The sequence below is a fragment of the Streptosporangium pseudovulgare genome (assembly GCF_014648055.1).
GTDB lineage: Bacteria > Actinomycetota > Actinomycetes > Streptosporangiales > Streptosporangiaceae > Streptosporangium > Streptosporangium pseudovulgare.
On the sequence record NZ_BMQJ01000006.1, the window covers coordinates 224098 to 248731 of the forward strand.

Annotated in this window: 23 protein-coding genes and 1 tRNA gene; 11 read left to right on the forward strand and 13 right to left on the reverse strand. The window is 73.1% G+C overall.

Going from position 1 to position 24634, the window contains the following annotated elements; all coding sequences use genetic code 11:
• Positions 1-52: 52 nt before the first annotated feature.
• Both IEZ10_RS14580 and IEZ10_RS39935 read left to right on the forward strand, forming a co-directional pair.
• A complete protein-coding gene (locus IEZ10_RS14580; RefSeq protein ID WP_189247023.1) occupies positions 53-829 on the forward strand; it encodes a class I SAM-dependent methyltransferase in 777 nt (258 codons plus the stop codon).
• Between the two features lie 128 nt (positions 830-957).
• Positions 958-1092: a hypothetical protein gene (locus IEZ10_RS39935; protein WP_268246314.1), complete on the forward strand. Its 135-nt coding sequence runs from the start codon at positions 958-960 to the stop codon at positions 1090-1092.
• Between the two features lie 11 nt (positions 1093-1103).
• Here IEZ10_RS39935 and IEZ10_RS14585 read toward each other — a convergent pair whose 3' ends face one another.
• On the reverse strand, positions 1104-2381 hold the full coding sequence (locus tag IEZ10_RS14585) for a DUF4407 domain-containing protein (RefSeq protein ID WP_189247024.1): 1278 nt from the start codon (positions 2379-2381) through the stop codon (positions 1104-1106).
• 579 nt (positions 2382-2960) lie between these two features.
• Here IEZ10_RS14585 and IEZ10_RS14590 point away from each other — a divergent pair.
• From IEZ10_RS14590 to IEZ10_RS14600, 3 genes are all read left to right on the forward strand, one after another.
• Complete coding sequence (locus tag IEZ10_RS14590) at positions 2961-4463, forward strand: alpha/beta hydrolase (RefSeq protein ID WP_189247025.1); 1503 nt, start codon at positions 2961-2963, stop codon at positions 4461-4463.
• A gap of 234 nt (positions 4464-4697) precedes the next feature.
• Positions 4698-4771: transfer RNA gene (locus IEZ10_RS14595), tRNA-Thr, on the forward strand.
• 165 nt (positions 4772-4936) lie between these two features.
• Positions 4937-5356: a hypothetical protein gene (locus IEZ10_RS14600; protein WP_189247026.1), complete on the forward strand. Its 420-nt coding sequence runs from the start codon at positions 4937-4939 to the stop codon at positions 5354-5356.
• Positions 5357-5896: 540 nt separating this feature from the next.
• Here the strand turns inward: IEZ10_RS14600 and IEZ10_RS14605 are convergent.
• Positions 5897-7006 carry an AF_0692 family protein gene (locus IEZ10_RS14605; RefSeq protein WP_189247027.1) on the reverse strand — a complete coding sequence of 370 codons (1110 nt, stop codon included), beginning with the start codon at positions 7004-7006 and terminating at the stop codon, positions 5897-5899.
• 296 nt (positions 7007-7302) lie between these two features.
• On the opposite strand from IEZ10_RS14605, the gene IEZ10_RS14610 reads away from it, so the two are divergent.
• Complete coding sequence (locus tag IEZ10_RS14610; protein WP_189247028.1) at positions 7303-8547, forward strand: sensor histidine kinase; 1245 nt, start codon at positions 7303-7305, stop codon at positions 8545-8547.
• Between the two features lie 160 nt (positions 8548-8707).
• Positions 8708-9343 (forward strand): response regulator transcription factor, encoded by a 636-nt coding sequence (locus IEZ10_RS14615; protein WP_229811262.1) that lies wholly within the window; start codon positions 8708-8710, stop codon positions 9341-9343.
• A gap of 54 nt (positions 9344-9397) precedes the next feature.
• Here the strand turns inward: IEZ10_RS14615 and IEZ10_RS14620 are convergent, their stop codons facing one another.
• Positions 9398-10066, reverse strand: a complete 669-nt coding sequence (locus tag IEZ10_RS14620) for a class I SAM-dependent methyltransferase (RefSeq protein ID WP_189247029.1) — start codon at positions 10064-10066, stop codon at positions 9398-9400.
• Positions 10067-10340: 274 nt separating this feature from the next.
• On the opposite strand from IEZ10_RS14620, the gene IEZ10_RS14625 reads away from it, so the two are divergent.
• Positions 10341-11456, forward strand: coding sequence for an alpha/beta hydrolase family protein (locus IEZ10_RS14625; protein ID WP_189247030.1), 1116 nt, complete (start codon positions 10341-10343; stop codon positions 11454-11456).
• 88 nt (positions 11457-11544) lie between these two features.
• Here the strand turns inward: IEZ10_RS14625 and IEZ10_RS14630 are convergent, their stop codons facing one another.
• Both IEZ10_RS14630 and IEZ10_RS14635 read right to left on the reverse strand, forming a co-directional pair.
• Positions 11545-12447: an aminoglycoside phosphotransferase family protein gene (locus tag IEZ10_RS14630; protein ID WP_229811263.1), complete on the reverse strand. Its 903-nt coding sequence runs from the start codon at positions 12445-12447 to the stop codon at positions 11545-11547.
• Positions 12448-12651: 204 nt separating this feature from the next.
• The gene (locus tag IEZ10_RS14635; protein WP_189247032.1) at positions 12652-13446 is read right to left on the reverse strand and encodes an SDR family oxidoreductase; all 795 of its coding nucleotides are present in this window, start codon (positions 13444-13446) and stop codon (positions 12652-12654) included.
• Between the two features lie 104 nt (positions 13447-13550).
• On the opposite strand from IEZ10_RS14635, the gene sigJ reads away from it, so the two are divergent.
• Positions 13551-14435 (forward strand): RNA polymerase sigma factor SigJ, encoded by an 885-nt coding sequence (gene sigJ, locus IEZ10_RS14640; protein WP_189247033.1) that lies wholly within the window; start codon positions 13551-13553, stop codon positions 14433-14435.
• A gap of 13 nt (positions 14436-14448) precedes the next feature.
• Here sigJ and IEZ10_RS14645 read toward each other — a convergent pair whose 3' ends face one another.
• A complete protein-coding gene (locus tag IEZ10_RS14645; RefSeq protein WP_189247034.1) occupies positions 14449-15225 on the reverse strand; it encodes a class I SAM-dependent methyltransferase in 777 nt (258 codons plus the stop codon).
• Positions 15226-15401: 176 nt separating this feature from the next.
• Between IEZ10_RS14645 and IEZ10_RS14650 the strand changes: the two genes are divergently transcribed.
• Entirely contained in the window at positions 15402-15911 is a 510-nt protein-coding gene (locus IEZ10_RS14650; protein WP_189247035.1) for a COG4315 family predicted lipoprotein, read from the forward strand.
• A 32-nt stretch (positions 15912-15943) separates the two neighbouring features.
• On the opposite strand, the gene IEZ10_RS14655 is transcribed toward IEZ10_RS14650, so the two are convergent.
• From IEZ10_RS14655 to IEZ10_RS14685, 7 genes are all read right to left on the reverse strand, one after another.
• Entirely contained in the window at positions 15944-16537 is a 594-nt protein-coding gene (locus IEZ10_RS14655) for a TIGR03086 family metal-binding protein (protein WP_189247036.1), read from the reverse strand.
• Between the two features lie 127 nt (positions 16538-16664).
• Entirely contained in the window at positions 16665-17858 is a 1194-nt protein-coding gene (locus tag IEZ10_RS14660; RefSeq protein WP_189247037.1) for a C45 family autoproteolytic acyltransferase/hydrolase, read from the reverse strand.
• Complete coding sequence (locus IEZ10_RS14665; protein ID WP_229811264.1) at positions 17855-18853, reverse strand: ABC transporter ATP-binding protein; 999 nt, start codon at positions 18851-18853, stop codon at positions 17855-17857. Before IEZ10_RS14665 ends, IEZ10_RS14660 begins: the two co-directional genes overlap by 4 nt.
• The gene (locus IEZ10_RS14670; protein WP_189247038.1) at positions 18850-19851 is read right to left on the reverse strand and encodes an ABC transporter ATP-binding protein; all 1002 of its coding nucleotides are present in this window, start codon (positions 19849-19851) and stop codon (positions 18850-18852) included. Before IEZ10_RS14670 ends, IEZ10_RS14665 begins: the two co-directional genes overlap by 4 nt.
• A complete protein-coding gene (locus IEZ10_RS14675) occupies positions 19848-20738 on the reverse strand; it encodes an ABC transporter permease (protein ID WP_189247039.1) in 891 nt (296 codons plus the stop codon). The genes IEZ10_RS14670 and IEZ10_RS14675 overlap by 4 nt, the downstream gene beginning before the upstream one ends.
• Positions 20735-21682, reverse strand: a complete 948-nt coding sequence (locus tag IEZ10_RS14680; protein WP_229811265.1) for an ABC transporter permease — start codon at positions 21680-21682, stop codon at positions 20735-20737. Before IEZ10_RS14680 ends, IEZ10_RS14675 begins: the two co-directional genes overlap by 4 nt.
• Positions 21683-21737: 55 nt before the next feature.
• The gene (locus tag IEZ10_RS14685; RefSeq protein WP_189247040.1) at positions 21738-23384 is read right to left on the reverse strand and encodes an ABC transporter substrate-binding protein; all 1647 of its coding nucleotides are present in this window, start codon (positions 23382-23384) and stop codon (positions 21738-21740) included.
• A 187-nt stretch (positions 23385-23571) separates the two neighbouring features.
• Between IEZ10_RS14685 and IEZ10_RS14690 the strand changes: the two genes are divergently transcribed.
• Positions 23572-24609 (forward strand): LacI family DNA-binding transcriptional regulator, encoded by a 1038-nt coding sequence (locus IEZ10_RS14690; RefSeq protein ID WP_189247041.1) that lies wholly within the window; start codon positions 23572-23574, stop codon positions 24607-24609.
• Positions 24610-24634: the final 25 nt, after the last annotated feature.

Here is a 24634-nt window from a genome sequence, read left to right on the forward strand (position 1 = left end):
ACACGGAGAAATCCGTTGGACGATCCGCCCGGAGGGCTGTCAGCCTCGGAACATGGTTGCGGAGGCGGCGAAGCGGTCGTTCGACGATCTGGTGGCGGAGGCCGAGTCGGTCTCGGTCGACGGCTGGGACTTCTCCTGGCTGGACGGCCGGGCGACCGAGGAACGGCCCTCCTGGGGATACTCGCGGCTGATGGCGGGGCGCATGGCGCGCGCCCACGCCGCGCTGGACGTCCAGACCGGCGGTGGCGAGGTGCTCGCGGGCGTTCCGCGGCTTCCCGCCGTGACGGTCGCCACCGAGTCCTGGCCGCCGAACATCGCCCGTGCCGCCGCGAGGCTGCGCCCGCGCGGGGTCGCGGTCGTCGCCGACGACGACGAGCCGAGGCTCCCGTTCCGGGACGGCGTCTTCGACCTGGTGACGAGCCGCCACCCGGTGACCACCTGGTGGGAGGAGGTCGCCCGGGTGCTCCGGCCCGGCGGGACGTACTTCTCCCAGCAGGTCGGCCCGCGGAGCGTCGTGGAGCTGACGGAGTTCTTCCTGGGGCCGCAGCCGCGCGACAGCGCCCGCGACCCCGAGCTGACCCGGGCCGCCGCCGAGAGCGCCGGCCTGGAGGTGCTCGACCTCCGGCCGGAGCGGCTGCTCACCGTCTTCCACGACGTCGGCGCGGTGATCTACTTCCTCCGGAAGGTGATCTGGATCGTCCCCGGCTTCTCCGCCGGCCGTTACCGCGCCGAGCTCCGGGAGCTCCACGACCGCATCCAGGACGAGGGGCCCTTCGTCGCGTACGCGACCCGCTTCCTCATCGAGGCCCGCAGACCCCTTCCCGCCTGAGGCGCGTTCCGCTGAGCCGGGATCGGGCGGGCCGATCCCGGACCGCCCGCCGAATCCGGGGATCGACCGATTGGTATCGCCAGGGGAAGGCCGGGTCCGTCGACGAGGCGGAACTGGAGGCGTACTCGGTGGCGGAGACGGAGTTCCTGGTGGCTGGGCCGGACCGCGGCCGCCACGACCTCACCCCCGAGGTGTGGGCGGCGGCGCTGGAGCGCCCGGTGGAGTTCACCGCCGCCCTGAAGGACTTCCTGGCGGCGCTGTAGAGCGGGCGGGGTCAGGGGAGGAGGCCGGCGCGGGCGCCGGCGGTGGCGTCCAGCGCGCGGTGTTCCCGGCGGCGCCGATCCGCGCCGCGCCGCGCGCGCAGCTCCAGCTCCTCCAGGCGCGCCTCGGTGTCGAGCCGGACGCGCCTGTTGTAGACCATCTCCTGCGCCTGGTTCGTCCGATCCACCATGCGGTCGTAGGCGGTCGTCCCGCTCATGATCTTGACGAGGACGGGCAGGCAGTCGACGAGGATCAGGAAGAAGCGGAGCAGCCACGTCGCCTGCCTGAGGTAGACGTTCGCCGCGGTGACCTCGTGCAGCGCCCGCATGCGCTCCAGCAGGCCGACGGGGTCGTCCTTGCCGGGCATCGCGGCCAGCCGCTCCTCGACGCGCGCGTCCAGCCGCCGCTCGAAGTCGGCCTGCCGCTCGGCGAGCGGGCCGCGCAGCGTCGATATCCGGCCCTCCAGCCTCTGGAGCTTCTTCTGGTTCTCCCCCAGCCCGCTGCGGTCCATGAAACGCTTGGCGGCGGCGTCGAGGCGTCTGCAGAGCGGGCCCCTGCCCCTCCTGCCGCTCAGGCCCTCACCGCTTTCACCGGCGCATTCGGCCGTCGCCTGGTCAACCAACCTGTCGTACCGATTCCGGTCGGCGGTGACCTGCGTCCGCAGCGTGCCGGCGTCGCGCTCCAGGCTGCTCAGCCGGTTGAGGTCGGCGTCGGCCGTCGAGGTCAGAAGCCTGGCGTTCGTGCAGTCCCGGTGGCCGGACGTCCTGCCGGGCACCCGCGAGTTGCACTCCAGCAGCCGGTCGCGTTCCGCGATCAGCGCGGCCTCGCGGCCGTCGATCACGTGCTGGACCACGGCGGTCTCGAAGACCCGCAGGACCAGGGGCTCGGCGATGATGAAGCCCAGCACCACCGCGACGAGCAGCCGGGGGACCAGCAGCATCAGCCTGGCCCGCCAGGTGCCGGTGACGGTCGAGACGAGCCAGCGGTCGAGGTTGAGCACGATGAGCGCCCACACCGCGACGGGGATGAGCATGGCGACGTGGGCGCCGCCCAGGACCTGGCTCAGCGCGAACCACATCGAGATCCCGGCGACGACGGCCGTGCCCAGGACCACGCCGCCGAGGCCGACGTAGCGGGTCCGCTCCAGCGGTATCCGGCTCAGGACGCCCTCGTCCACACCCGCCAGCGTCCGCAGCCGCCGGCCCAGGCCGCGCCGTCCGGCGACCACCTCTTCCGCGGCCCTCGAACCGCCCGGGGTGGCGAGGGGGCGTGTGAAATGGCTGCTTCCCATGGATTCTTTCCGGTTTCCCGCGCGTCGCCGCCGCTACCTGGTCGGAGTCACCCGGGTGGGGTGACGGGCGGGACGTTCCGCGTCAGTGGGAATGTGTCCCGCCGGTTATGAAGAATGAGGCTCAGAATGCATTGATTCATGTTCGTACCACGCTCATCGCTATCGGCCGATGGTGACCCGCGTGGCTGGGGAAAACGTTACTTTGGGCCGAACAAGCGCCTCATGGATCGACAAACGGGGGATCAGCCGGGATGCGCGCCGTCGGCGCCTGTTCCGGGCACCGCACCCGTTGCCTGCGGTGAGGATGCGGCGGCTGCCGTCCGCCGTACGGTGTCGTTCCGGGGATCGCGTCCGTTGTCCGTGGCGGGTGCCGCCCGGCCCGCCGTACGGTGCCGTTCCGGGGAGTGGTTCAGGGCGATGCCGGATGCGCGGACGGTGTTCCATGGCGTGGCGGGTGGGGTTAGCGTGGTCCTCGCCGCCCGTCCGGGCGGGTGCGGACGCGGCGCGGCGACCCTCCTTCCCCAAGGGCGGGCGCGGTTCGCCGGGTGATCCGGGGCCCCGGGTCTGGAGGACGAAGCAGTGCGTAGACGCGCCGGGCACCCGCCCTCCGAGGCTCCGGCCGCCTCCCGGGCCGTCACCGTCGTCGTCGCGGTCCTCACGGCGCTGGCCGTCCTCGCCACCGGCTGCGCCGGGGAGACCAGGCCGGACACCGGGCTCGCGTGGAAGGACTGCGGCGACGGCTTCGAGTGCGCGAAGCTCCCCGTGCCGCTGGACTACGGAAAGCCGGACGGCGAGCGCATCGAGATCAGTGTGATCCGGCTCCCCGCCACCGGCCGCCGCATCGGCTCGATCCTCATCAACCCCGGCGGCCCGGGCGCCTCGGGCGTCGAGTACGCCCGCAGCGCGCGTTCCGTGCTGAGCGGCGCGGTCCGTGCCCGTTTCGACGTGGTGGGGTTCGACCCGCGCGGGGTCGGCGAGTCCTCGCCCGTACGGTGCCTGTCGTCGGGCGACCTCGACGCCTACACCGGCCTGGACGCCTCCCCCGACTCCCCGGCCGAGGTGGCCGCCCTGGAGGGGGGCTCGCGGAAGTTCGCGGCCGGCTGCCAGGCCAGGTCGGGACGGCTCCTGCCGCACGTCGGCACGGCCGACGCGGCCCGCGACATGGACCGCCTGCGCGCGGCCCTCGGCGACAGCCGCCTCACCTACCTCGGCAAGTCGTACGGCACGCAGCTCGGCGCGGTCTACGCCGACCTGTTCCCCGCCCGGGTCCGCGCCCTCGTGCTGGACGGCGCCGTGGACACCTCGCTGTCCCCGATGGCGATGAGCGCCGCCCAGGCCCAGGGCTTCGAGGTCGCCCTCGACGCCTTCCTGGCCGACTGCCTCACCACCGACGACTGCCCGTTCACCGGCACGGCGAAGTCCGCCCGGCGGGAGGTCGCCGACCTGTTGCGCCGTGTCGACCGGCAGCCGCTCGCCAACCGGAACGGCGACGACCGCCAGGTCAACGAGGCGTGGACCGTCCTCGGTCTGATCACCCCCCTCTACGACCGGCAGGCGTGGCCGGTGCTCCGCCAGGCGCTGAACGAGGCGCTCAAGGGCGACGGGAGCCTGCTGCTGCGCATGGCCGACCTGCTGATCGACCGCAGGGAGGACGGCTACTCCAACCAGACCGAGGCCAACATGGCCGTCAACTGCGTCGACGCCCGCTACCCCGCCGGCCCCGCCGCCTTCGCCGAGGCGGCGGACCGGGCGGCGAAGAAGGCGCCGCTGTTCGGCCGGTACGTCACATGGGGATCGCTGCCCTGCGCCTACTGGCCGGTCAAGGGGAAGACCCCGGTCCGGACCGACGCCCCCGGCGCCGCCCCCATCATGGTCGTCGGCACCGAGCGCGACCCGGCCACGCCGTACGAATGGGCGAAGGCCCTGGCCGACGAGCTCTCCTCGGGCGTGCTGGTCGGCTTCGACGGCGACGGGCACACCGCCTACCTGACCGGCTCGTCCTGCGTCGACCGCCTGGTGGACGACTACCTGATCGACCTGAAGGTCCCCCGGGACGGGACCCGCTGCCCGAAGATCGGCTGAGCAGGACGGCGGCCGGCCCGAACGAGGGGGAACGGCCGGCCTGAGGCACAGGAGCGGTCGGCCTGAGCACGGAGGCGGCCGGCCGGGCGGGGAGACGGCCGACCGGATACGGGGAGCCGGATGACGGGGGGCGGGTACGGGTGCCGGATGCGGGGGCGGATGCGGGGCCGCTCGGGGGAGCGAACGGTCCCGGAAGCCTGTAGACTGCCATAGGCCGTGTGCACCACACGGCATGCCGCCTTAGCTCAGTCGGCCAGAGCACTTCACTCGTAATGAAGGGGTCTCGGGTTCGAATCCCGAAGGCGGCTCTGCAGGTCAAAGGCCCTCCCGGATCATCCGGGAGGGCCTTTTGCATGCCGTACAGCGGAGAAATACAGCAACGGGTTCGTATGACCGAGGGTTGCGGAACTTCGGCGGGCCCTGTTCAGTTGGCCGAGGTGAGTTCTGCCTGCCCTTCGTCTTCAAGAGGTCCCATGGCTGAGCTGGCCGAGGCCGAACACCTGCCGTCTGCTGTGAAGAACGCCCAGTTCGTCATGATGATTCAAGGTGCGTGGGGACTTGTAGGTGGGGTGCTGCTGCTCTTCGTCCTGTTGACCGCCTCAGACGGTGTCAGGCCGGCTGAGGCGGCTGCGTTCTGCTTCACCATCGGGATCGCAGTGCTGATCGGCTGGCTGGCGCAAAAGCGGTTCTCTCGGAGGAGACGAGTTTGGGCCGTTGCGATTCTGCTTGAGGGCGTCATGCTCCTAGGCGGCATTGCGGCGGTCATCTTCGAATCCGAACTCGGCATTGACGCGCCGATCATCCTTGGCCTGATCATGCCGGTTATTGTGCTCTTCCTGCTGTTGCTTCCCTCTGTGAGGGCCTGGTTCAACGTCGAAGGACTTCCTGGCTGATCCAGAAATGCCCTATTGCGAGGGGCATATTGAGGAAACGTCAGCCGTCGGGGTTCTCGCTGAGCCGGCCGAGTGCCTTGCGGGTCTCTGAGAAAGGGACCTGGGTGTAAGTGTTCATAGTCATCGAGATCTGCGAGTGCCGGAGGATGCGACACTGACCGGCGCCTTGCCGCGTGGGACGAGACCCGCGCCGGCCTGGAGGCCGGCGCAGACGCGGGGGCCCTTTCGCCTCCGCCGTCGGCTTCACGATCGGCGGCGCCGAAGGTTGGTCCTCTTAGGTCGGCTACGTGGGCGGACTCGCCTTCGCCGGCATGGGCCTCTCGCTCGCCTTCTGCACCCGCTCCTACCGGCGCCGTACCCGCCCCCGGCCGTCCTCGCGCACTCCTGAGCATCTTCACTCCGTCTGTCCACAGAGGGAGCAAGGCTGGTGGAGCGCCGAATCGGCCTTCAGGTGTCCTTCCTAGAGGGACACTCCTCCAGGTCTGGAAGGCAAGGTAGGCGCCGAGCGCGGCGATCACGGCATCCTGGTGTTCGGTGCCGTCACCGTGGCCATCGCGTACGCCGGGCGAGCAGGGCCAGCAGGGTGATCATGACGAGTCCGAGGGCGGCCAGCGACACGCGGTCGGTGGTGTTCTCGCCGTTGGCGATCACTCCGAACGCGGTGTGCGCCACGAGCGCCCCGCCGGCCAGTGCCAGGCTGTGCCGGTCGTGCCACCCGCCGTGCGCCGTCCACCGGCGCACCAGCACCCCCGCCGCCATCGCCAGGAGTGCCGCCGCCACCATCGGGACCACCGCCCAGCCGCCCTGGGTGAAGGCCGGGTGCCGGGCGCCGCCGAAGGGGAACAGCAGCGCGAGATATCCGAACGCCGCCACCCCGGCCAGGCACGCGATGACCGGCGGTGCGGGAACCGTCCGGAGTGTGGCGGCCGGTGGCGTGGGAGCCGTCCGGGGCGCGGTGGCCGGCAGGCCCTGCGGCGTGGGAGCCGTCCGGGGGGCGGCGGTCGGCGGGTCCGGTGGCGTGGAAGCTGTCCGGAACGCGGTGGCCGGCGGGCTCGACGACCGGGGGGTGAACCGCAGCGCGAGTACCGCGAGCGCCGCGATCACCAGCACGAATGCCGCCAGTGCCGTCGGCGGAGCCTGGTAGCCGGGGTCGATGAAGGCCGTCGTCCACCGCAGCAGCAGGGCGCCCAGCACGAACACCACCCCCGCCACGACCAGCCCGGTCCGCCCCAGGTAGGGCCGATGGCGAAGATCAGGGAAGAGGAGATCCACCAGCAGGATCGGCAGCGCCACGCTGAAGACCGCGTGGTAGGGGATGTTCAGTTCGGTGTAGGCGCTGTTGAGGCCGAGGATCCGGGGCGCCCAGTCGGCCACGCCGTAGATGGTCGGGCTGGTGAGCGCCTGCAGCGCCAGCCCTTCCTCCACGATCCCGTACGCCGCCCCGAGCAGCAGGACGGCGGGCCAGCCCCGGCCGGTACGGCGTACCAGTTCGCGGATCAGTACGGTGCCGGCGCCGTAGATCGGCACCCACAGCAGGAGCAGCCACGCCTGGCGGAGGGGCGGGTTGCCGAGCGTGAGCTCGGCGACGACCGGGGTGAGCCCGGCCAGCAGGAGCGCGGCCCACCGGCCGCGTGCTCGTGAGGTGACCATGCGCCCACGGTCTCCCGCGGCGGGTGCGGCGCGCTGCTGCCGCCGGACCGGTCCGTGGCCTCTTCGGTCGCTTCCCAGCGGTGACTTTGGTTGCCATGGCGGGGGCGGCGACGGCGACCTTGGTTGCTTACCAGGCGGAAGACCGGCGGATACGCTCTGCGGTTGTGTTCGCAGCACAGGGCCGGGACGGGGGCCGCCGCGACGACGGGTCCCGGAGACACGGAGAAGCCGCAGACGGTGGGGGCCCGGGACAGGACCGCGCAACCGCAGGTGACGACGATCCGGGACAGGAGCGCGTGACCGCAGCCGACGACGGCCCGGGACGGGACCGCGGAGCCGCGAGCGGCGGCGAGGCCGGGAGCGGCCGGAGCCCGGGGGCGGGCGGATGGCCGGGTCCGGGATGGTCGCGGCGTGACCGGGTGGTCGGGACCGGCGGCGTCGTGCTCGCCGTGGCCGGAGCCGTCGCGGTGGTCTGGGGGGATCTGGCCCCGGGGGCGCCCGGCTGGTACCTGTGGACCGACGTGGCAGGCGGGATCCTGGCGTGCGCGGGGATATGGCTGTGCCGCCGGTGGCCGGTGGCCGCCCCGCTGGCCGTCATCGCGCTGTCCGTCCCGGCCGCGGCCGCGTCGGTGGCCGCGGGGATCGCCACGCTCTTCGCGGCGCTGTACCGGCGACCGCCCGCGGCCGTCGCGGTGGGGATGACGTGGGTGGTGGCGACGCTGGTCAGGTTCGCCTGGCGGCCGCCCGGGCTGGCGCCGTACCCGGTGTGGGCGCTGGTCGGCGTGCTGTTCGGCGGGGCGATCACCGGCTGGGGCATCGTGGCCAGGACCCGGCGGGAGCTGCTGGCGTCACTGGCGGAACGGGCCCGTCGCGCCGAGGCCGATCAGCGGCTGCGCGCGGAGGAGGCCCGCCGCGCCGAACGCCTCGGCATCGCCCGCGAGATGCACGACGTGCTCGCCCACCGGCTGTCGTTGCTGGCGGTGCACGCCGGGGCGCTGGAGTTCAACGCCGGCGCCAGGCCGGACGAGGTCGCGGATGCGGCCGGGGTGATCCGGACCAGCGCTCACCAGGCACTGCAGGAGCTGCGCGCGGTCATCTCCGTGCTGCGCGAGAGCCCGTCGGCCGAGCTTCCGCTGACCGGGCTCGCGCCGTTGGTGGAGGAGTCGCGGCGGGCCGGGATGCGCATCGAGCTACGCGAGCACGACGTACGCTTCGCCGACCTGCCGGAGACGACCCGGCGCACCGCGTACCGCGTCGTGCAGGAGGGGCTGACCAACGCGCGCAAGCACGCGCCCGGCCGGCCTGTCACCGTCGTGGTCTCCGGGGCGGCCGGCGACGAGCTGACGGTCGAGGTGCGCAACCCGCCTCCCGCCGGGCGGGAGGCGGAGGGGCTGGCCATGACCGGGGCCGGAGCCGGGCTGGCCGGGCTGGAGGAACGGGTCTCGCTGGCGGGCGGGCGCCTGGAGCGGGAACACACCGACGGCGGAGGGTTCCGGCTGGCGGCGCGGTTACCATGGCCACGTGAGCGGCCCCATGAGTGAGCCGGCGAGCGGGCCCGCGGGTCCGTCCGCGAGCGGGTCTGCGAGTGCGTCCGCGGGTGAAGTGGCAAATGCGTCCCTCGGTGGGCCCGGGAGCGCGTCCGCGGGTGAGGTCGCGGGTGCGTCCCCCGGCGGGCCCGGGAGCGCGTCCGCCGCGATCCGGGTGCTCATCGTCGACGACGACGCGCTGGTCCGCGCCGGGTTGACGCTGATGCTCAGGGGTGCGCCCTCCCTCCAGGTGGTGGGCGCGGTGGCCGACGGCGCGCAGGTCCAGGCCGCGGTCGAAGAGCACTCCCCCGACGTGGTGCTGATGGACATCCGGATGGCCGGCGTCGACGGCATCGACGCGACCCGCAGGCTGCGCGCCCGTCAGGACGCGCCGGAGGTCATCATCCTGACCACGTTCGACGCCGACGAGCACGTCTTCCGGGCGCTGCGCGCGGGAGCCGGCGGGTTCCTGCTTAAGGACACGCCGCCCGAGGGGATCGTCGAGGCGATCCGGCGCGTCGCCGCCGGCGAGCCCAGCCTGTCGCCGAGCGTCACCCGACGGCTGATCGCCCATCTGATGCCCGAGGAGGACGACCGGCGGCGGGCCGACGCCCGGCGGGTGCTGTCGGCGCTCAGCGACCGCGAGCGGGAGGTGGCGCTCGCGGTCGGGCAGGGAAAGACCAACGCGGTCATCGCCGGTGAGCTGCACATGAGCGTGGGGACGGTCAAGGGCTACATCTCCCGCATCCTCACCAAGTCGGGCCTGGACAACCGCGTCCAGCTGGCCCTGGTCGTCCACGACGCCTCATAGGGCAGCCGCCCGCCATGTCTTCGTCGGCGTTCGCCGGCCCCTCTGCCGGCGGCCTTATCCGGCGAACTCCGGGCGGGCGATCACGACATACCTCTCGTCGTCGATCGGCTTGCCCCACAGCGCCGGATCGGTGAGCTGCTCGACGTGGACGATGCGGGCCCGCTGCTCCAGCGTCTCGATCAGCCGCGCGGCGGGGACGCCGCCGAGCCAGGGCAGCGGCGGGGAGTCGGGCACGTAGGGGTCGTCGCCGCCCGAGGCGTTCCAGCGGCCCTCCACGAGGATGAGTCGCCCCCCGGGGCTGAGCAGGCCGAGCCAGCGGTCGAGGGCCTCCCGCGGGTCGGGAAGCGTCCAGACGAGGTGCCGGACGAGGATCACGTCGAAGGTGTCGTAGGCGGCGACGGGCGGATTGCCCGCGTCGCCGACCATGAAGGGCACGTCGAAGCCCGCCGCGGACAGCTTGCGCCCGGCCTGCTCGATCATCCGGGGCGACAGGTCGACCCCGGTGGGACGGTGCCCGAGCTCGGCGAGCAGCAGGGTCAGCGAACCGGTGCCGCAGCCCAGATCCAGGACATCGGCGGGGTCACCGGGAAGCCATTCGACGAGTCGTCGCGTCCACGCGGCACGCACCTGCCGATCCCGGAGGCCGTGGTCGGCTTCGTCGTCGAAGGCGTCCGCCACGGTGTCCCAGAAGGCGGCGATGGGTGCGAGGTCTGACGTCGGCATGGGGAGACCCTCGCAGGCGTCACCGACAAAAACGGGAGTCCCGGCCGGGCGGGCGGCCGGGGTTCCGGCGATGGAAGCGGGCCGGCATCCGGACCGCGCGAGCGGAGCGCCGGCACGGTGCTCCACGATCCGGGGCGCCTGATCGCAGTAGGTATACACCGTTAACCCTCTGATGTACGTTGCATACATAGGCGTCGCGGAATCGGAAGGCGTGCCGGGCTGGGCGCGATCGTCTTCAGGGACCTGTGCGAACGGGACGGACGGAGGATTCTCAGTGGCCTCAGTGTTCAGGAAGACCCTGGTCATCGCGCTGGTGCTGGTGGTGGGAGCGGTCGCGTTCGGCGCCTGGTTCGGCAGCGAAGCCAGCGTGAAGGTCGTTCGCTACGGCGAGAGCAACACCAACGTACTCGCCGTGGGGGATAGAACGGTCACACTGACCGAAACGCACGAGACGATCAAACCCGGCACCTATTGGCTGGAGTGGACGGGCGCGTACACCATGCTGGGCGGCATCGTGACGCGGTCGCCGGGAAAGGTCACGCGTCAGGTGCTGCGCGGGCCCATGCCTTCTCAGGGGACACCGGGACGCTTCGGCAATGTCCCACCGGGCGATCCCGAAGTGGCCTGGGGCATCGACTTCTCCGAGATCACGATTCCGACCGAGCTGGGACCCGCCCCCGCCTGGTATGCACCCGGCAGAGGCACCACGTGGTTCGTGGCCGTGCACGGGCAGAACGGGCGGCGCAAGGCCGAACTCAAGGTCCTTCCCGTGGTGCACGACCTCGGACTGCCCTTCTTGGACATCAGTTACCGCAACGATGAAGGCGCGCCGGGTTCCCCCGACGGGCTGATCCATCTGGGCGATTCGGAGTGGCGTGATCTGGAGGCCGCACTGCGCGGGGCGCGGCGGCTGGGGGCCGAGCGGTTCGTGCTGTACGGAACGTCGATGGGCGGTCAGATCATCGGGCAGTTTCTGGCCAGATCCGAACTGGCCGGTCTGGTCAACAAGGTGATCATGGACGCGCCGATGATCGACGTACGGATGACGGCCGAGCAGGGCGCGCGGAACTACCATCTGCCCGCGTTCGTCGCCTCGCTGTCGAACCAGGTCGTCCGGTGGAGGACCGGTGTGGAGGTGGACCGGCTCAGCCTCATCCGCCACCCGCCGAAGGTCAGGCCACCGCTGCTGTTGATCCACACCACTCCGGACACCGAACATCCGATCGAGGAGGCCCGCGACCTGGTGGCCACGGGCCGGCGACTGGGCTGGGACATCACCTTCGAAGAATTCGCACAGGGCGAGCACACCGAGGCGTGGAACGTCGACCGGACCCGCTACGACCGCGCGGTACGCGCCCACCTGACGGCGGACCGGCCCGGCAACGGATGAACGGTCCGGTGCCGACCGAAGGCGATCAGCACCGTCTGGGCGGCAGCGGCTGCCTGCCCTCCGGCCCGGTGACCCCCCGGGCCCGGCACTAGGACCGCGCGCGTTCGTGGTCGGTGAGGACCTCGCCGATCGTGTGCCGGGCGAGTGCCGCGAACGCCGGGTTCGTGTCCCGGTAGTACGGCAGCGCGATGAGCGCGATGGACAGGGCCCGGCCGCGGCCTCGCGCCCAGGCCGCGTCGTCGACGTCGAGGGCCGTACGGAAGGTGTCGCGCGCGTCGGCCGGAAGCAGGTTCCACGCGACGATCAGATCGCAGGCCGGGTCGCCCACGCCCGCCGTGGCGAAGTCGATGACGGCGCTGAGCCGGTCCTCGACGACCAGGAGGTTCCCCGGCAGCAGGTCGGCGTGGACCCAGACGGGTGGACCGCCCCACTCCGGGGCCTCCAGCGCGGCCTCCCACGCCGCGGTCGCCGCCCGGGTGTCGATGATCCCGTCCAGTTCCCCGATCGCCGCGCGTGTCGGCCGGTCCAGCAGCGCCAGGGGCCCGCCGCGGTAGGCGGGCGGCCCGTCCGGCAGGTCCATCCGGCGGAACGCGACGACGAACTCCGCCAGGTCCCGCGCCAGCGGGTGCGGATCCGTCAGGCGGCCGGCGGACGGGTTCTCGCCGTCGAGCCACCGGTAGACGGACCAGGGCAGCGGGAAGAACTCGGTGGGCTCACCCCTGCCGAGCGGCACCGGGACGTCCACGGGGAGGAGCGGGGCGAACCGCGGCAGCCACCGCAGATCCTTCTCGACCTGGGCACCGGACCCCGGCCTGCGGGGCAGCCGTACGGCCATGCCGTCCCCGAGCCGGTAGACGGCGTTGTCGGTGCCGGAGGAGGCGAACGGCTCGACGGGGAGGTCCGCCCACTCGGGGAACTGCGCGGCGAGCAGACGGCGTATCAGGGGGACGTCGTGGTCCGGCTCGTCCGCGTGCAACTTGGCGGCGTGCACGGGTACCTCCCTCGCCTGGAAACACATCGCGGAAACGGCTGGCCAGTATTCACCTCGGTCACCCGTTCCGCCATGGGATTTCCGGCCGTCCGCGAGGGCCCGCCGCCTCGGAGGCGGCCGGAGGCCGCCGGGTCTGGTCCCCCGCCTCACCGTGGCGTTTCCCGGCCGTCCGCGAGGGCCCGCCGCCTCGGGGGTGGTCGGACGTCACCGGGCCTGGCCCACCCGCTCCGCCAGGAAGTCCTCCCAGGTGCGGCGGCCGACGGCCCGGTCGGGGGCGAGGTTGACGCCCTCCCGGTAGGCGGCCGCGGCCTTGCCGGGGGTCCTGACCTGCATGATCAGCCGGTGCTTGCCGGTGGCCCGCAGGTAGTCGCGGGCCAGTTCGGCCATGCCGTACACGCGCGGGCCGGCGATGTCGGGCACGAGGCCGGCCGGCTCGCCCAGTGCCAGCTCCACCAGCCGGTCCGCCACCTCGCCCGCGTCGACCGGCTGGAACCGGGCGCCGGCCCATAGCGGCATCACCGGCAGCTTGGCCATCTGCCCCAGCGTCGTCAGGATCCAGTCGTGGAACTGGGTGGCGCGCAGGGTGGTCCACGGCACGCCGGACCCGGCCACGACGCGCTCGGCCTCCCGCTTGGCGGCGAAGTAGCCGAACATGGCGCGGTCGACGCCGCTGACGACCGGGACCCGGTCGGCGCCGACGACCGAGATGTACACGAGGTGCGCGGCGCCGGCCCCGGCCGCCGCCCGAGCCAGGTTCCGGGCCTTGACCTCGTCACCCTTGGCGCTCCCGGCGCAGTGCACGATGGTCTCGACCCCCTTCGCCGCCGCGTCGAGTCCCTCGCCGGTGCTCACGTCGCCGGTCACGTACTCGACGCCGTCCGCGGGCTCGTGGTCGCGGCGGCTCAGTACCCGCACGTCGCGGCCGGCGTTCCGCAGGAGCGGTACGACGAGGCGTCCCAGCGTGCCGGTGCCGCCGGTGACCAGGATGGGTGACGTCATGATCTCTCCACGTTCGTCCGGTCCGGGAGGTGATCTCCCGATCGTTTCGACCCGTTTTCGGGGGTCTACTGTTGTGACACGCCGCGAGGAAGGAATGTGACACGGTGGACGAGCGCAGCCTGCTGGCCGAGCGTTTCGAGGAGCATCGGGCCAGGTTGCGGGGGGTGGCCTACCGGATGCTCGGTTCGGTGAGCGAGGCCGACGACGCGGTCCAGGAGGCGTGGCTGCGCCTCGACCGCGACGGCGCCGACGGCGTGGAGAACCTCGGCGGGTGGCTGACCACGGTGGTGGCGCGGGTGTGCCTGAACGTGCTGCGCTCGCGCGAGCAGCGGCGCGAGGACCCCTTCGAGGCGTACATGCCCGACCCGGTCGTCAGCCCGGAGTCCGGGACCGACCCCGAGCGCGAGGCGGTGCTGACCGACTCGGTCGGGCTGGCGCTGCTGGTGGTGCTTGAAACGCTGTCACCGGCCGAGCGGCTCGCGTTCGTGCTGCACGACATGTTCGCCGTACCGTTCGAGGAGATCGCCCCGGTGATCGAGCGGTCCCCGGCCGCGGCGCGGCAGCTCGCGAGCCGGGCGCGCCGCCGGGTGCGCGGGCAGGCCCCGGTGCCCGACCCCGACCTCGCCCGGCAGCGCGGCGTGGTCGACGCGTTCTTCGCCGCCGCCCGCGACGGCGACTTCGACGCGCTCGTCGCCGTGCTGGACCCGGAGGTCGTGCTGCGGTCCGACGGCGGTACGGCGCGCGCTCGCCACACCGTCACGTTCCGCGGCGCGCGGACCGTGGCCGGGCAGGCGGTCACCTTCGGACGGTTCTCCCCGTTCGTACGGCCCGCGCTGGTCAACGGGGCCGCCGGGGTGGTCGTCGCCGCGAACGGGCGGCCGCTGTCCGTCATGGCGTTCACCGTCACCGGCGGGCGGATCGCCGCCATCGACGTGCTGTCCGACCCCGACCGCCTGAACCGGCTCGACCTGCCGCTCCTCGGCGGCTGAACAGCACGGGCCGTCAGGGTCTGCGGGCGATGAGGACGTCGGTGACGTCCTCCTCCTCCCAGTCCGCCCCGCCCGGGTTCGCCGCGGCCAGCGCCTCGCGCAGTGCCCCGGTGAACGCGGGCAGCCGGTCGCCGAGGCGCGCGGGCGAGGAGTAGGAGAACGACAGCTGCAGGCCCACGATGTCCTCGGCGGAGCGGCGGACCACGCGGGTGAAGCACCGGGACTCCATCCGGCGGAACGGCGACTCGCGCAGCACGTCGTCGTGGTGCCGCCCGGTCTGTTCGTAGGACTCGCTGTTCGCCCGCCACTCCAACCCGAAGTCCCGCCGTACGGCCTGCGCCACCGGCTCCCAGGAGGGCTCCTCCGGGTCGTGGACGGGACCGACGAGGACGACCGCGCCGTGTGCGGGCAGCAGCCGGTCGAGGTCGTCGAGCACCCGCTCGCGGTCCATCCAGTGGAAGGAGCGGCCCATGACGACGTGGTCGATCCGGCCGAGCGGCAGCTCGCCGAGCATCGAGGAGTCGCCTCGCACCCAGCGGATCCCGGGGACGCCGTGCCGGGCGCCCTCGGTGAGCATCTCCTCACTGGGATCGACGGCCACCACCTCACCGGCCCTGGCCGCGAGGGGGATGGCCAGGGTGCCGGGCCCGCAGCCCAGGTCCAGCACCCGCGACGCGGCGTCGAGGGCCAGCTCGTCGGCGATGTGCTCGACGACCTCTGGCCCGTAGTCCGTGCGGTGACGCGCGTAGTAGGCGGCGGCACCGGCGAACAGCTCAGCCCGGGAGATCATGTCTTCAGGGTAGATGTGCGGGCCGTGCGGGTTGATTGCCGATTGCCGTATCAGCCGGGGAAGCGATGGCGAGGGCTGGTAAAGGCATGGCCAAGCGGTTCGTGTCGCGGTGCCGGATGTGGATGATCGCCTGTGTCCTGGCAGGAGTGTCGATCACACTCTCCTGGAGGCCGGAGATGAAGAAAACACTCCCCGTCGGCGTGCTCGCGCTCGGGCTGCTCGCGGCCGGCTGCGGCGCGGGCGAGGCGGGGGCGACCGGGCCGGTCGCCGCGGACCAGGTCAAGGCGTCACCCACCTACGGCGGGCCGTCCGTCTCGCCGACCACCCGGTCCCGGGTCGGGCTGGGCGAGACGAGGCTCGGGAAGGTGCTGACGGGTGCCGGGGGCCGCACCCTGTACCTGTTCGAGAAGGACCGGAGGGGCGGGTCCAGGTGCTATGACGACTGTGCCAAGGTGTGGCCGCCGTACCTCACCGGGGACCGGCCGCGGGCCGGGAGCGGCGTCAGGGCGTCGCTGCTCGGCACCGTCCGGCGGACGGGCGGCACGAGGCAGGTGACCTACGGGGGCCATCCGCTCTACTACTACGTCAGGGACCATCGGCCCGGTGACGTCACCGGTCACGATGTGGAGAGCTTCGGCGAGGAATGGTACGCCGTCGGCGTGAACGGCAGGAAGGCGGAGGACTGAGGGCGGTCCGGGGCCCCTGACCGCCCGCGGGCTCAGGCGGTCCAGTCGGGGCGGCGGCCGAGATAACGCAGCAGGGCGGCGGCGTCGTCGTCATCGTCCCGTGCCTCCAGCGCAGGCGCGTACGCCCCGAAGGCGCGGAGCGGCTCGACGATCCGCTGGGCGACGTCCGTCAGCTCGCGGGCCAGCTCCGGGGTGAGGGGGGAGGGCCGGCCGGTGGCGACGGCGATGTCCCAGGCGTGCACCGCGGCGTCGAGGGCGCAGGCGCCGACGCCGAGCCGGGCGGGCAGCTTGTTGGGCGGAACGGGGACCGAGACCTCCTGCTCGTCCTCGCCGACCGTCGCCCAGGCGTCGGCGGAGGCCCGCATCGCCTCCTCGGCCACCGTCTCGGGGGAGGCGGCGAGCCTGCCGGAGGGCGCGAACGGGTTCTCGGCCGGGCCGGGCCCTCCGGTGATGAACGAGGCGAAGCCGATCTGGTCGCCCGCGGCGTGCTGGAGCACCTGGGTGACGTTCCACTCCGCGCACGGGGTGGGCCGGTCCCAGTCTCCGGCGGCGACCCCGCGAACGGCGTCGCGCAGTGCCCGGTGGGCCTCGGCCAGTACGGTCCACATGGTCGCGTTCTCGTTCATCTCGTTTCCCCGCTTCTCGGATCCGGCCGGATCAGCGCCGCCTCTCCGGCGCGATCCGTCATGTCGATCATATCAGAACGGAATGCTCCATTCCGCAAATCGGCCGTTCGGATCCGAGCGCCGGAGCTCACCCCGCGGGGACGGCGAGCGTCTCCCACGTCCCGGGCCCCGCCGTGCAGGGGCCGCCGTCGTGCACCTGGAACAGGCCCGCGGCCGGTTCCACCAGCACCGTGGCGAGGGTCGCCCACCGGGTGCCGAGCCGTCCACCGGCCGGGGCGTGGCAGCAGACCTCGGCCCCGTCACCGGGATGGGCGGTGAGCAGGGCGGCGAGGTCGTCGGAGCCGCCGATCCCGCCGCGCCCGCGGACCCGCTCGCCCAGCACGCGCAGCCGGTCGTAGGTCTCCGGCTCCAGCCGTCCGCGGTGCTCCCCGGTGGCCAGCGCCGGATCCTGGAAGTGGTTGGTGCGGACCAGCCAGCCCTCGGCGTCCGGGTGCACCACCGCGGCGCCCGCCGGGCTGACCTCGACCGATGCGGCCCGGTCGGCGGTCACGACCGTCATCACGGTGGAGGCGGAGACCGGGGCGCCGGTGATGACGGCGACCGCCTCGTCGAACGACGTCGCGGAGCCGAGCGCCCTGCGGGCGACGAGGTGGACGGGCACGCCGCCCGCGCCGTCGCCGGCGTGGCCGAGGATGTTGAACAGCACGCCCACCCCGGCCTCGTTGAGCCCGATCTTCCCCAGGATGCCGTACTCGGTGATGCCGGTGAACGCCAGCGAGCCGCCGTCCGCCGGGTCGCCCGCCGCGCCGCGGACCGACTGCGGGTGCCAGCCGTCGGCCAGTTCCTCGTGCCAGTCCCAGCTCTGACCGCCCACGGTACGGCCGGCCGCGCCGTTCCCCGAGCCGCTGGCCGTACCGTCTCCGGAACCGCCCGCCGTACGGTCTCCGGCGGAGGTTCCGGAGCGGGGGGTCCCCACGTGGACCAGCGTGGAGCACTCGCCCGCGCGGGGCGCGGCGGCCTCCGACAGGATCTCGGTCCGGGCGTTGAGCGCGGCGACGACCCACAGCGGCACGTCCGCGCCCTCGGCCACGCCCTCCATCTCCTCGGCGAGGTCCGGCGCCCACGCACGGGTGGCCGCGACGCTCGCCAGCGCGAGCGCGGGGACGTCGAGCGGCCTGCCCCCGGCCGCGGCGGTCGCGTCGAAGAGCTCGGCGTACGTCCGCCAGGTCCGGGCGATCTCGGCGGCGGCCCGGAGGCCCCGCTCCCGGCCGCGGGCGCGGGGGCGGGTCTCCTCCAGCAGCAGGTGCGCGCGGCGGTTCACGCCTCCACCTCCGCGGCGTCGCGGCCGATGGCGCGGACCGGCCGCCATCCCGGCCGGGGCGCGCTGTCACGCAGCAGCCTGGTGTAGGGGTGCCGCGGGTCGTCCAGCACCTGGGCCGTGCTCCCGCGTTCCACGATGCGGCCCTGTCGCATGACGACGACCTCCTCGCTCACCTGCCGTACGACGGACAGGTCATGGGTGATGAACAGATAGGTGAGCCGGCGGTCCCGCCGGATCTCCGACAGCAGGTTCAGGACCTGGGCCTGCACCGAAACATCGAGCGCGGCCACGGCCTCGTCGAGCACGAGGACACGGGGTTCGGCGGCCAGCGCCCGCGCGATCGCCACCCGCTGCCGCTGGCCGCCGCTCAGCTCGCCGGGCAGGGAGCGGGCGTGCGCGGGGCGCAGGCCGACCTGTTCCAGCAGCTCCTCGACGCGGCGGCGCGCGTCGGCGCCGGTGACCCGGTGGTGGGCCGCCAGCACCTCCGCGATCGCCGATCCGGCGGTGCGGCGGCGGTTCAGCGACCCGTTGGGGTCCTGGAACACCATCTGGATGTCCCGGGCGCGGGCCCGCCGCTCCGCCCGGCGCGGCCGCCGGGCCACCGGCCGTCCGGCGAGGACGACCTCCCCGGCGTCCGCGGCCTCCAGCCCGACGAGGATCCGGGCCAGGGTCGACTTGCCCGATCCCGACTCGCCGACCACGGCCAGGCAGCTTCCGTCGGCCACGGTGAGGCTGACGTCGTCGAGGGCGTCGACCGTGCGGCGCCCCGAGCCCCGGCCGGTGACGAACCGCTTGCGCAACCCGCTGATCGCGATGACGTCCCCTTCAGAACCGCCCGCACCGCCCGGACCGTTCGCGCCGGAGCCCCCGGAGCCCCCGGAGCCCCCGGAGCCCCCGGGACCGCCCGTACCGGACGTACGGCGGGAGCCGCCGCCCGCGCGGCCGATGACGCCGCCGTCCGTGTCCTTCACGTCGTTCTTCACGTCGTCGTTCACGCCGTCGCCTCCGTCCCCGTCGCGTGGGCCAGCTCGCCGGCCAGTTCCTCCTCGCGCGCGCACCGTACGGCGCGGTCGCCGTCCCGGACGAGCGGGATCTCGCCGTCGGTGCACCCGGGTTCCGACCACGGGCAGCGGCCGGCGAACGCGCAGCCCCCGCCGACCTCGTAGGCGGCGACCGGCCGCCCCGGGATGACGGGGAGCACCGGGGTCCGCGCGGTGAGGCTGGGCCGGGAGTCCAGCAGCAGGCGCGTGTACGGGTGCCGCGGCGCCGCGTGGAGCCGTTCCGGGGTCGAGATCTCGACGATCTCCCCGGCGTACATCACGGCGATCCGGTCGCACACCGCCGAGGCCAGCTCCAGGTCGTGGGTGACGAAGATCATCGACATGCCGCGTTCACGCCGCTGCTCGTCGAGGATCGCCATGACCTCCGACTGCGTGGTCACGTCGAGCGCCGTCGTCGGCTCGTCGGCGAGCAGCAGCCGCGGCGAGCCCGCCACGGCGGCGGCGATGACGACCCGCTGGAGCATGCCGCCGGACAGCTGGTGGGGGTAGGAGTTCATGCAGCGGTCCACGTCGGCGATCCCCACCTGCGCGAGCAGGTCGCGGGCCCGGCGGGTGGCCGTCCGCTCGTCGTCCCCGCGCGCGTCGCACAGCCCCTCGACGAGGAACCGCGAGACGCGCAGCAGCGGGTTCAGCGCGGCCCGAGGGTCCTGGCTGATCATCGCCAGGGACTCGGCGCGGACCCGGCGCAGCTCCGCCGTGCCGAGGCCGCGCACGTCACGGCCGTCCAGCAGCACCCGGCCGGTGACGTGGGCGCCGCGCGGCTCGGTGCGCAGCACGGTCCGCAGCGTCATCGACTTGCCCGAGCCGGACTCGCCGACCAGGCCGAGCGCCTCGCCGGGCGCCACCGACAGGGAGACGCCGCGCAGCAGCGTCCGGTCCCCGGAGGGGTGCGGTACGGCGAGACGGATGTCGTCGAGTTCGAGAACGCTCATGCCCTGCCTCCCGCGGCGCGGCCGCCGAGCCGTTCGCCGATGACACTGAACGCGGCCACCGCGACGACGATGCACGTGCCCGCGAGCAGGCTCTGCTGCGGGTACCCCTGCAGCAGGGAGTCCTGCCCCTGGGAGACCATCAGTCCCCAGTCGGCGGTCGGCGCCTGGACGCCGAGGCCGAGGAACGACAGCGCGGCCAGGTCGATCATCGCGTAGCCGAAGTTGATGGCGGCGCCGGTCAGGATCTGCGGCGCGATGTTGGGCAGCAGGTGCCGCCCGCTCACCGTGACCCCGGACAGGCCCTGCAGCTCGGCCGCCTGGACGTAGGGGAGCCGCCGTTCCCGCAGCGCGACGCTGCGCAGCACGCGGGCGGTGTAGGGCACGTACGCCATGGCGAGCGCGACCGTGGCCTGCGCCATGCCGGTCCCGAACACCGCGACGACGATGATCGCCAGCAGCAGGTTCGGGAAGGCGAACAGCAGGTCCAGCACCCGGCCGACGAAGGCGTCGACGCGCCCGCCGAACCAGGTGGCGACGAGCGCCAGCAGGGTGCCGCCGACCCCGGCGATCACCACGACCGCGGCGGCGCCGAGCAGGCTGGTCCGCGCGCCGTACAGCAGCCGGGACAGCAGGTCGCGGCCCGACTGGTCGGTGCCGAGCAGGTGCTCGGGGCCGGGCGGGAGGTAGCGCTGGACGATGCTGCCGATGTCCGGGTCGTACGGCGCGAGCACCGGCGCGAGCAGCGCGGCCAGCACGAGCAGCGCGGCGACCGCGACCGCGGTGACGCCGAGCGGGCCCAGCCGCCCGGACAGGCCGCCGCCGGGCCGCCGCCGTCCGGCGGGGCCGCCGGACCGCCGGGCGGCCGGGGCGGAGACTGCGGTTTTCACGCGCTCTCACCTCCGAGCTGGACGCGCGGGTCGATCACCGCGTAGAGGACGTCGATCACGAGGTTGACCACGCCGAACACCGCGACCAGGACGAGTGCGACGGCCTGGACGACGGCGAAGTCCTTCTGCTGCACGGCGTTGATGAGCAGCGCGCCGACGCCGTCGAGGGTGAAGGCGTGCTCGACGACCGTCGCGCCCGCGACGAGCGCGGCGATGTTCACCCCGACGATCGTCGTCACCGGCAGCATGGCGTTGCGGACGATGTGCCGGCGGGCCACCGTACGCCACGGGACGCCGCGGGCCAGCGCGACGGAGACGTGCTCGGTGTCGCGCTCCTCCACCACGGCGGTGCGGGTGATCCTGGCGACCACCGCCGCCGCGGGCAGCGCGAGCGCCACCGCGGGCAGCGTCAGGTGCAGTATCCGGTCGGAGAAGCCGGAACCGGCCCCGAAGACCGGGAACCAGCCCAGCGTCACGGAGAAGACGCTCATCAGCAGCAGCGCCGCGAAGAAGGTGGGGATCGCGAAGCCCACGCTGGAGCCCAGCAGCACGGCCGTGTCGAGGAGGCCGCCGCGCAGTCCGGCCACCACCCCGGCCACGACGCCGAACACCACGATCAGCAGGGCGGCGTAGGCCGTGAGCCAGGCGGTCGTGGGGATGCGCGAGGCCAGCAGCGAGGCGACGTCCTGGCGGGTGGTGAGGGACTCGCCGAGGTTGCCGGTGAGCACGCCGGTCAGCCAGTGCCAGTACCGCAGCAGGAAGGGGTCGTCCAGGCCGTACTGGGCGCGGATCGAGGCGAGGACCTCGGGGCTGACCGTCCGGCCCTGGACGAGGAAGCTCTCGGGGGTGCCGGGCGCGAGGTACATCGCCCCGTAGATGACGAAACTGGAGAACAGGAGGGTGACGGCCAGCGCACCGAGCCGCCGGATCACGAAGCGTTGCACGAGGACTCCGTTACGGGGACCCGGGGCGCGTCGCCGCGCCCCGGGCCGGTCGTGGTCAGGCCGCCCCCAGGCTCGCCGCCCAGGGGTAGTAGAGGTAGACGAACGAGGCCGGGACCCCGGTCACCCGCTTGTTGAGGAACAGCTGGACGGCCGGGGCCGCGATCGGGATCCAGGGCGTCTGCTCCATGACCTTCGCCTGGATCTCCGCCGTGATCTTGGCGCGCTCGGCGTCGTCGGCGGTGGCCGCGGCCTTCCCGATGAGGTCCTGAACCTGCGGGTCCTCGTAGCCGTTGAAGTTCTGCGAACCGCCCTTGGCCGCGATCGTGCGCAGGAAGGCGAGCGGGTCGGGGATGTCCATGTAGTTCGTCGTCATGAACCCGTCGTATCCGGCGCGCGCCTTGGCGTCGGAGAAGAAGGCGCCGTACTGCGCGCTCGGCACGCCCTTGGGCTGGATGGTGAGGCCGAGCTCACGGCCGGCGTTGGCCACCTCCGACAGGATGTCGGCGTAGAACTGGCGCTCGCTGGGGTAGGCGATGACGATCGGCGCGCCGCCGGTCTTGCCCGCGACGAGCTTCTTCGCCTCCTCGATGTTCTTCTTGGTGTCCGGCAGGGCGTCGTAGGCGGGGCCGAACACCTCGTCGCCGTAGGACCAGCCGCCGCGCGGCACCAGCGAACGCGACGCCTGGGCGGTCCCGGCGAACACGGTCTGGGCGATCGCCTCGCGGTCGGTGGCCATGGCCAGCGCGCGCCGTACCGCCGGGTCGCCGAGGAGGCCGTTGCCGGTGCTGATGACGGCGACCATCTGCAGCGACTTGCCGAGGTACAGCTTGCCGTTCTGCGACGCCGACAGCCGGTCCAGCGCGCCGACGGGCACGTCGTAGGACCCGTCGATGGCGCCGGTGTCGAGCGCGCTCGCGATCGCGCCCGGGTCGACGATGAACTGCAGGTCGAGCTGCTTGGTCTTGGCCTTGCGGGCCGCGTCCCAGTAGGCGTCGTTGCGGTCCAGCGTGATCTTGGAGCCCTTCTGCCAGGAGGCGACCTTGAAGGGGCCGGTGCACATGACCGACCCCTCGGGCGTGCCGTACTTGGCGCCGGCCTTCTCCCGCTGGGCCTTCTCCACGACCACGCCGACGGGCGTGACCATGTAGGAGTTGAGCGTGGCGTCGGGCTGCTTCAGCCGGATCGTGACCTCGTGGTCACCGGTCTTCTCGATCGAGTCGATGTTGCCGGTGATCTGGTCGGACGCCCAGTAGCTGCCCTCGTCGGGGTCGAGGTGGCGGCGGAGGCTGAACACCACGTCGTCGGCGGTCATCGGCTCGCCGTCCCAGAAGGTCACGCCCTCGCGCAGGGTGTAGACCCAGGTCTTCGGGTCGGGGTTGGCGACCTTCTCGGCGAGGTTGGGCTTCACCGAGTAGTCGGGGTCGAGCCGCATCAGACCCTCGCAGAGGTTGGCCACGACCGTGTTCTCGGGGTAGTTGAACGCCTTGATCGGGTCGAGCGACGCGGGCTCGCCGAACGGCAGGTTCCACGTGGCCTTGTCCAGCTCGCCCTTCGCCGCGGGGGTGGTGACGAGCAGGTCGCCGGTCTGCCGCGCGGCCGCCGGGCCGGCGGGGGCGGCCGGGCCGCCGGCCGTCCCGCCGCCGCACGCGGACAGGCCCAGGCCGAGCGTGACGGCGAGGGCCGCCGTCGCACGTATACGCATCCTCAGTCCTCCGAACACTTCAAAGGGGGTCGGCCCCGAAGCGGGGCGGTGGGTGACCGCTCGTCGCGGGGCAGTGAGTGGCCCCTGCGACGCGATCGGCGGCGGTACCACGCACAAAACGTTTTGGAAAATGGACGGTACCGGAGAAAAACCCCTAGTAAAAGGTTTTGTGTCCTACTCTTTACCTATGTCGAAGGAGGCGCCGCCCCCCGCCGCGCGCGCGACGATCAGAGACGTCGCCCGCGAAGCCGGAGTCTCGGTCACCACGGTCTCCCACGCGCTGAACGGCAAGGGCACGGCTTCGGAGGAGACCCGCCGTAAGGTGCTCGCCGTCGCCGAGCGGCTGGCCTACCGCGCCCACCCCATGGCGCGGGGCCTGCGCCGCGGGCGCACCGGTGTGCTCGGCCTCGACATGCGCCCCCTCGACGCCATCGGCTCCTACATCCCCGAGGGCGTCGACTACTTCGTACGGTTCGCCGGCGCGGCGGCGGTCACCGCGCTCGACCACGGCCTCGGGCTCATGCTGGTGCCCGACCTGACGCGCTCGGACGTCTCCCGGGCCGCCCTGGGCGTGGACGGCTACGTCATCGGCGACCCGATGCGCGACGACCCGGTCCTCACCCGGCTCCTCGACGCGTCCGTGCCGGTCGTCACGGTGGGCCGCGACCCCGGGCGGCCGGACTTCACCGACTGGGTCGGCACCGACGATGCCCGGGAGACCGAGCGCATGCTCGACCTGCTGCGCTCGCGCGGTGCCCGGCGCGTCGCCTTCCTGGCCGGTACGGACGACAACGCCTGGAACGTCGACGCCGAGCTGGCCTACCGGGAGTGGACCGCGCGCCACGCCATGCCGGCACGGCTGCTGCGCGTCCCCGAGGCGGCCGGCGAGGACGGCGGACGCGACGCCGCCCGGCGGCTGCTCACCGGCGCGGGGGAGCGGCCCGACGCCGTCCACTGCCAGACGGGCCGCCACGCGTCGGGCGTGCTGGCCGAGGCGCTGCGGCTCGGCGTGGCCGTGCCGGACGACCTGCTCGTGACGGCCGGGTCGGACGCGCAGCAGACCCGCATCGCCTCTCCCGCGATCACCGCGCTCGACCTCGCGCCGGAGGAGTCGGGCCGGGCGGCCGTCGAGCTGCTCATCGCCCGCCTGTCCGGCGAGCCGGCCACCGGGCCGGTGGTCGTCCCCGCCCAGCTCCACGTCCGCGCCTCGACCGGCCCCGCCTGACCGCCGGTCACGCCGTGAGCCGGGG

Excerpts from the sequence above, each read along its gene's own strand:
- IEZ10_RS14580 (WP_189247023.1), top strand. The coding sequence starts at position 53 with ATGGTTGCGGAGGCGGCGAAGCGGTCGTTCGACGATCTGGTGGCGGAG.
- IEZ10_RS14585 (WP_189247024.1), bottom strand. The coding sequence starts at position 2,381 with ATGGGAAGCAGCCATTTCACACGCCCCCTCGCCACCCCGGGCGGTTCG.
- IEZ10_RS14600 (WP_189247026.1), top strand. The coding sequence starts at position 4,937 with ATGGCTGAGCTGGCCGAGGCCGAACACCTGCCGTCTGCTGTGAAGAAC.
- IEZ10_RS14605 (WP_189247027.1), bottom strand. The coding sequence starts at position 7,006 with ATGGTCACCTCACGAGCACGCGGCCGGTGGGCCGCGCTCCTGCTGGCC.
- IEZ10_RS14620 (WP_189247029.1), bottom strand. The coding sequence starts at position 10,066 with ATGCCGACGTCAGACCTCGCACCCATCGCCGCCTTCTGGGACACCGTG.
- IEZ10_RS14635 (WP_189247032.1), bottom strand. The coding sequence starts at position 13,446 with ATGACGTCACCCATCCTGGTCACCGGCGGCACCGGCACGCTGGGACGC.
- IEZ10_RS14645 (WP_189247034.1), bottom strand. The coding sequence starts at position 15,225 with ATGATCTCCCGGGCTGAGCTGTTCGCCGGTGCCGCCGCCTACTACGCG.
- IEZ10_RS14650 (WP_189247035.1), top strand. The coding sequence starts at position 15,402 with ATGAAGAAAACACTCCCCGTCGGCGTGCTCGCGCTCGGGCTGCTCGCG.
- IEZ10_RS14655 (WP_189247036.1), bottom strand. The coding sequence starts at position 16,537 with ATGAACGAGAACGCGACCATGTGGACCGTACTGGCCGAGGCCCACCGG.
- IEZ10_RS14670 (WP_189247038.1), bottom strand. The coding sequence starts at position 19,851 with ATGAGCGTTCTCGAACTCGACGACATCCGTCTCGCCGTACCGCACCCC.
- IEZ10_RS14685 (WP_189247040.1), bottom strand. The coding sequence starts at position 23,384 with ATGCGTATACGTGCGACGGCGGCCCTCGCCGTCACGCTCGGCCTGGGC.
- IEZ10_RS14690 (WP_189247041.1), top strand. The coding sequence starts at position 23,572 with ATGTCGAAGGAGGCGCCGCCCCCCGCCGCGCGCGCGACGATCAGAGAC.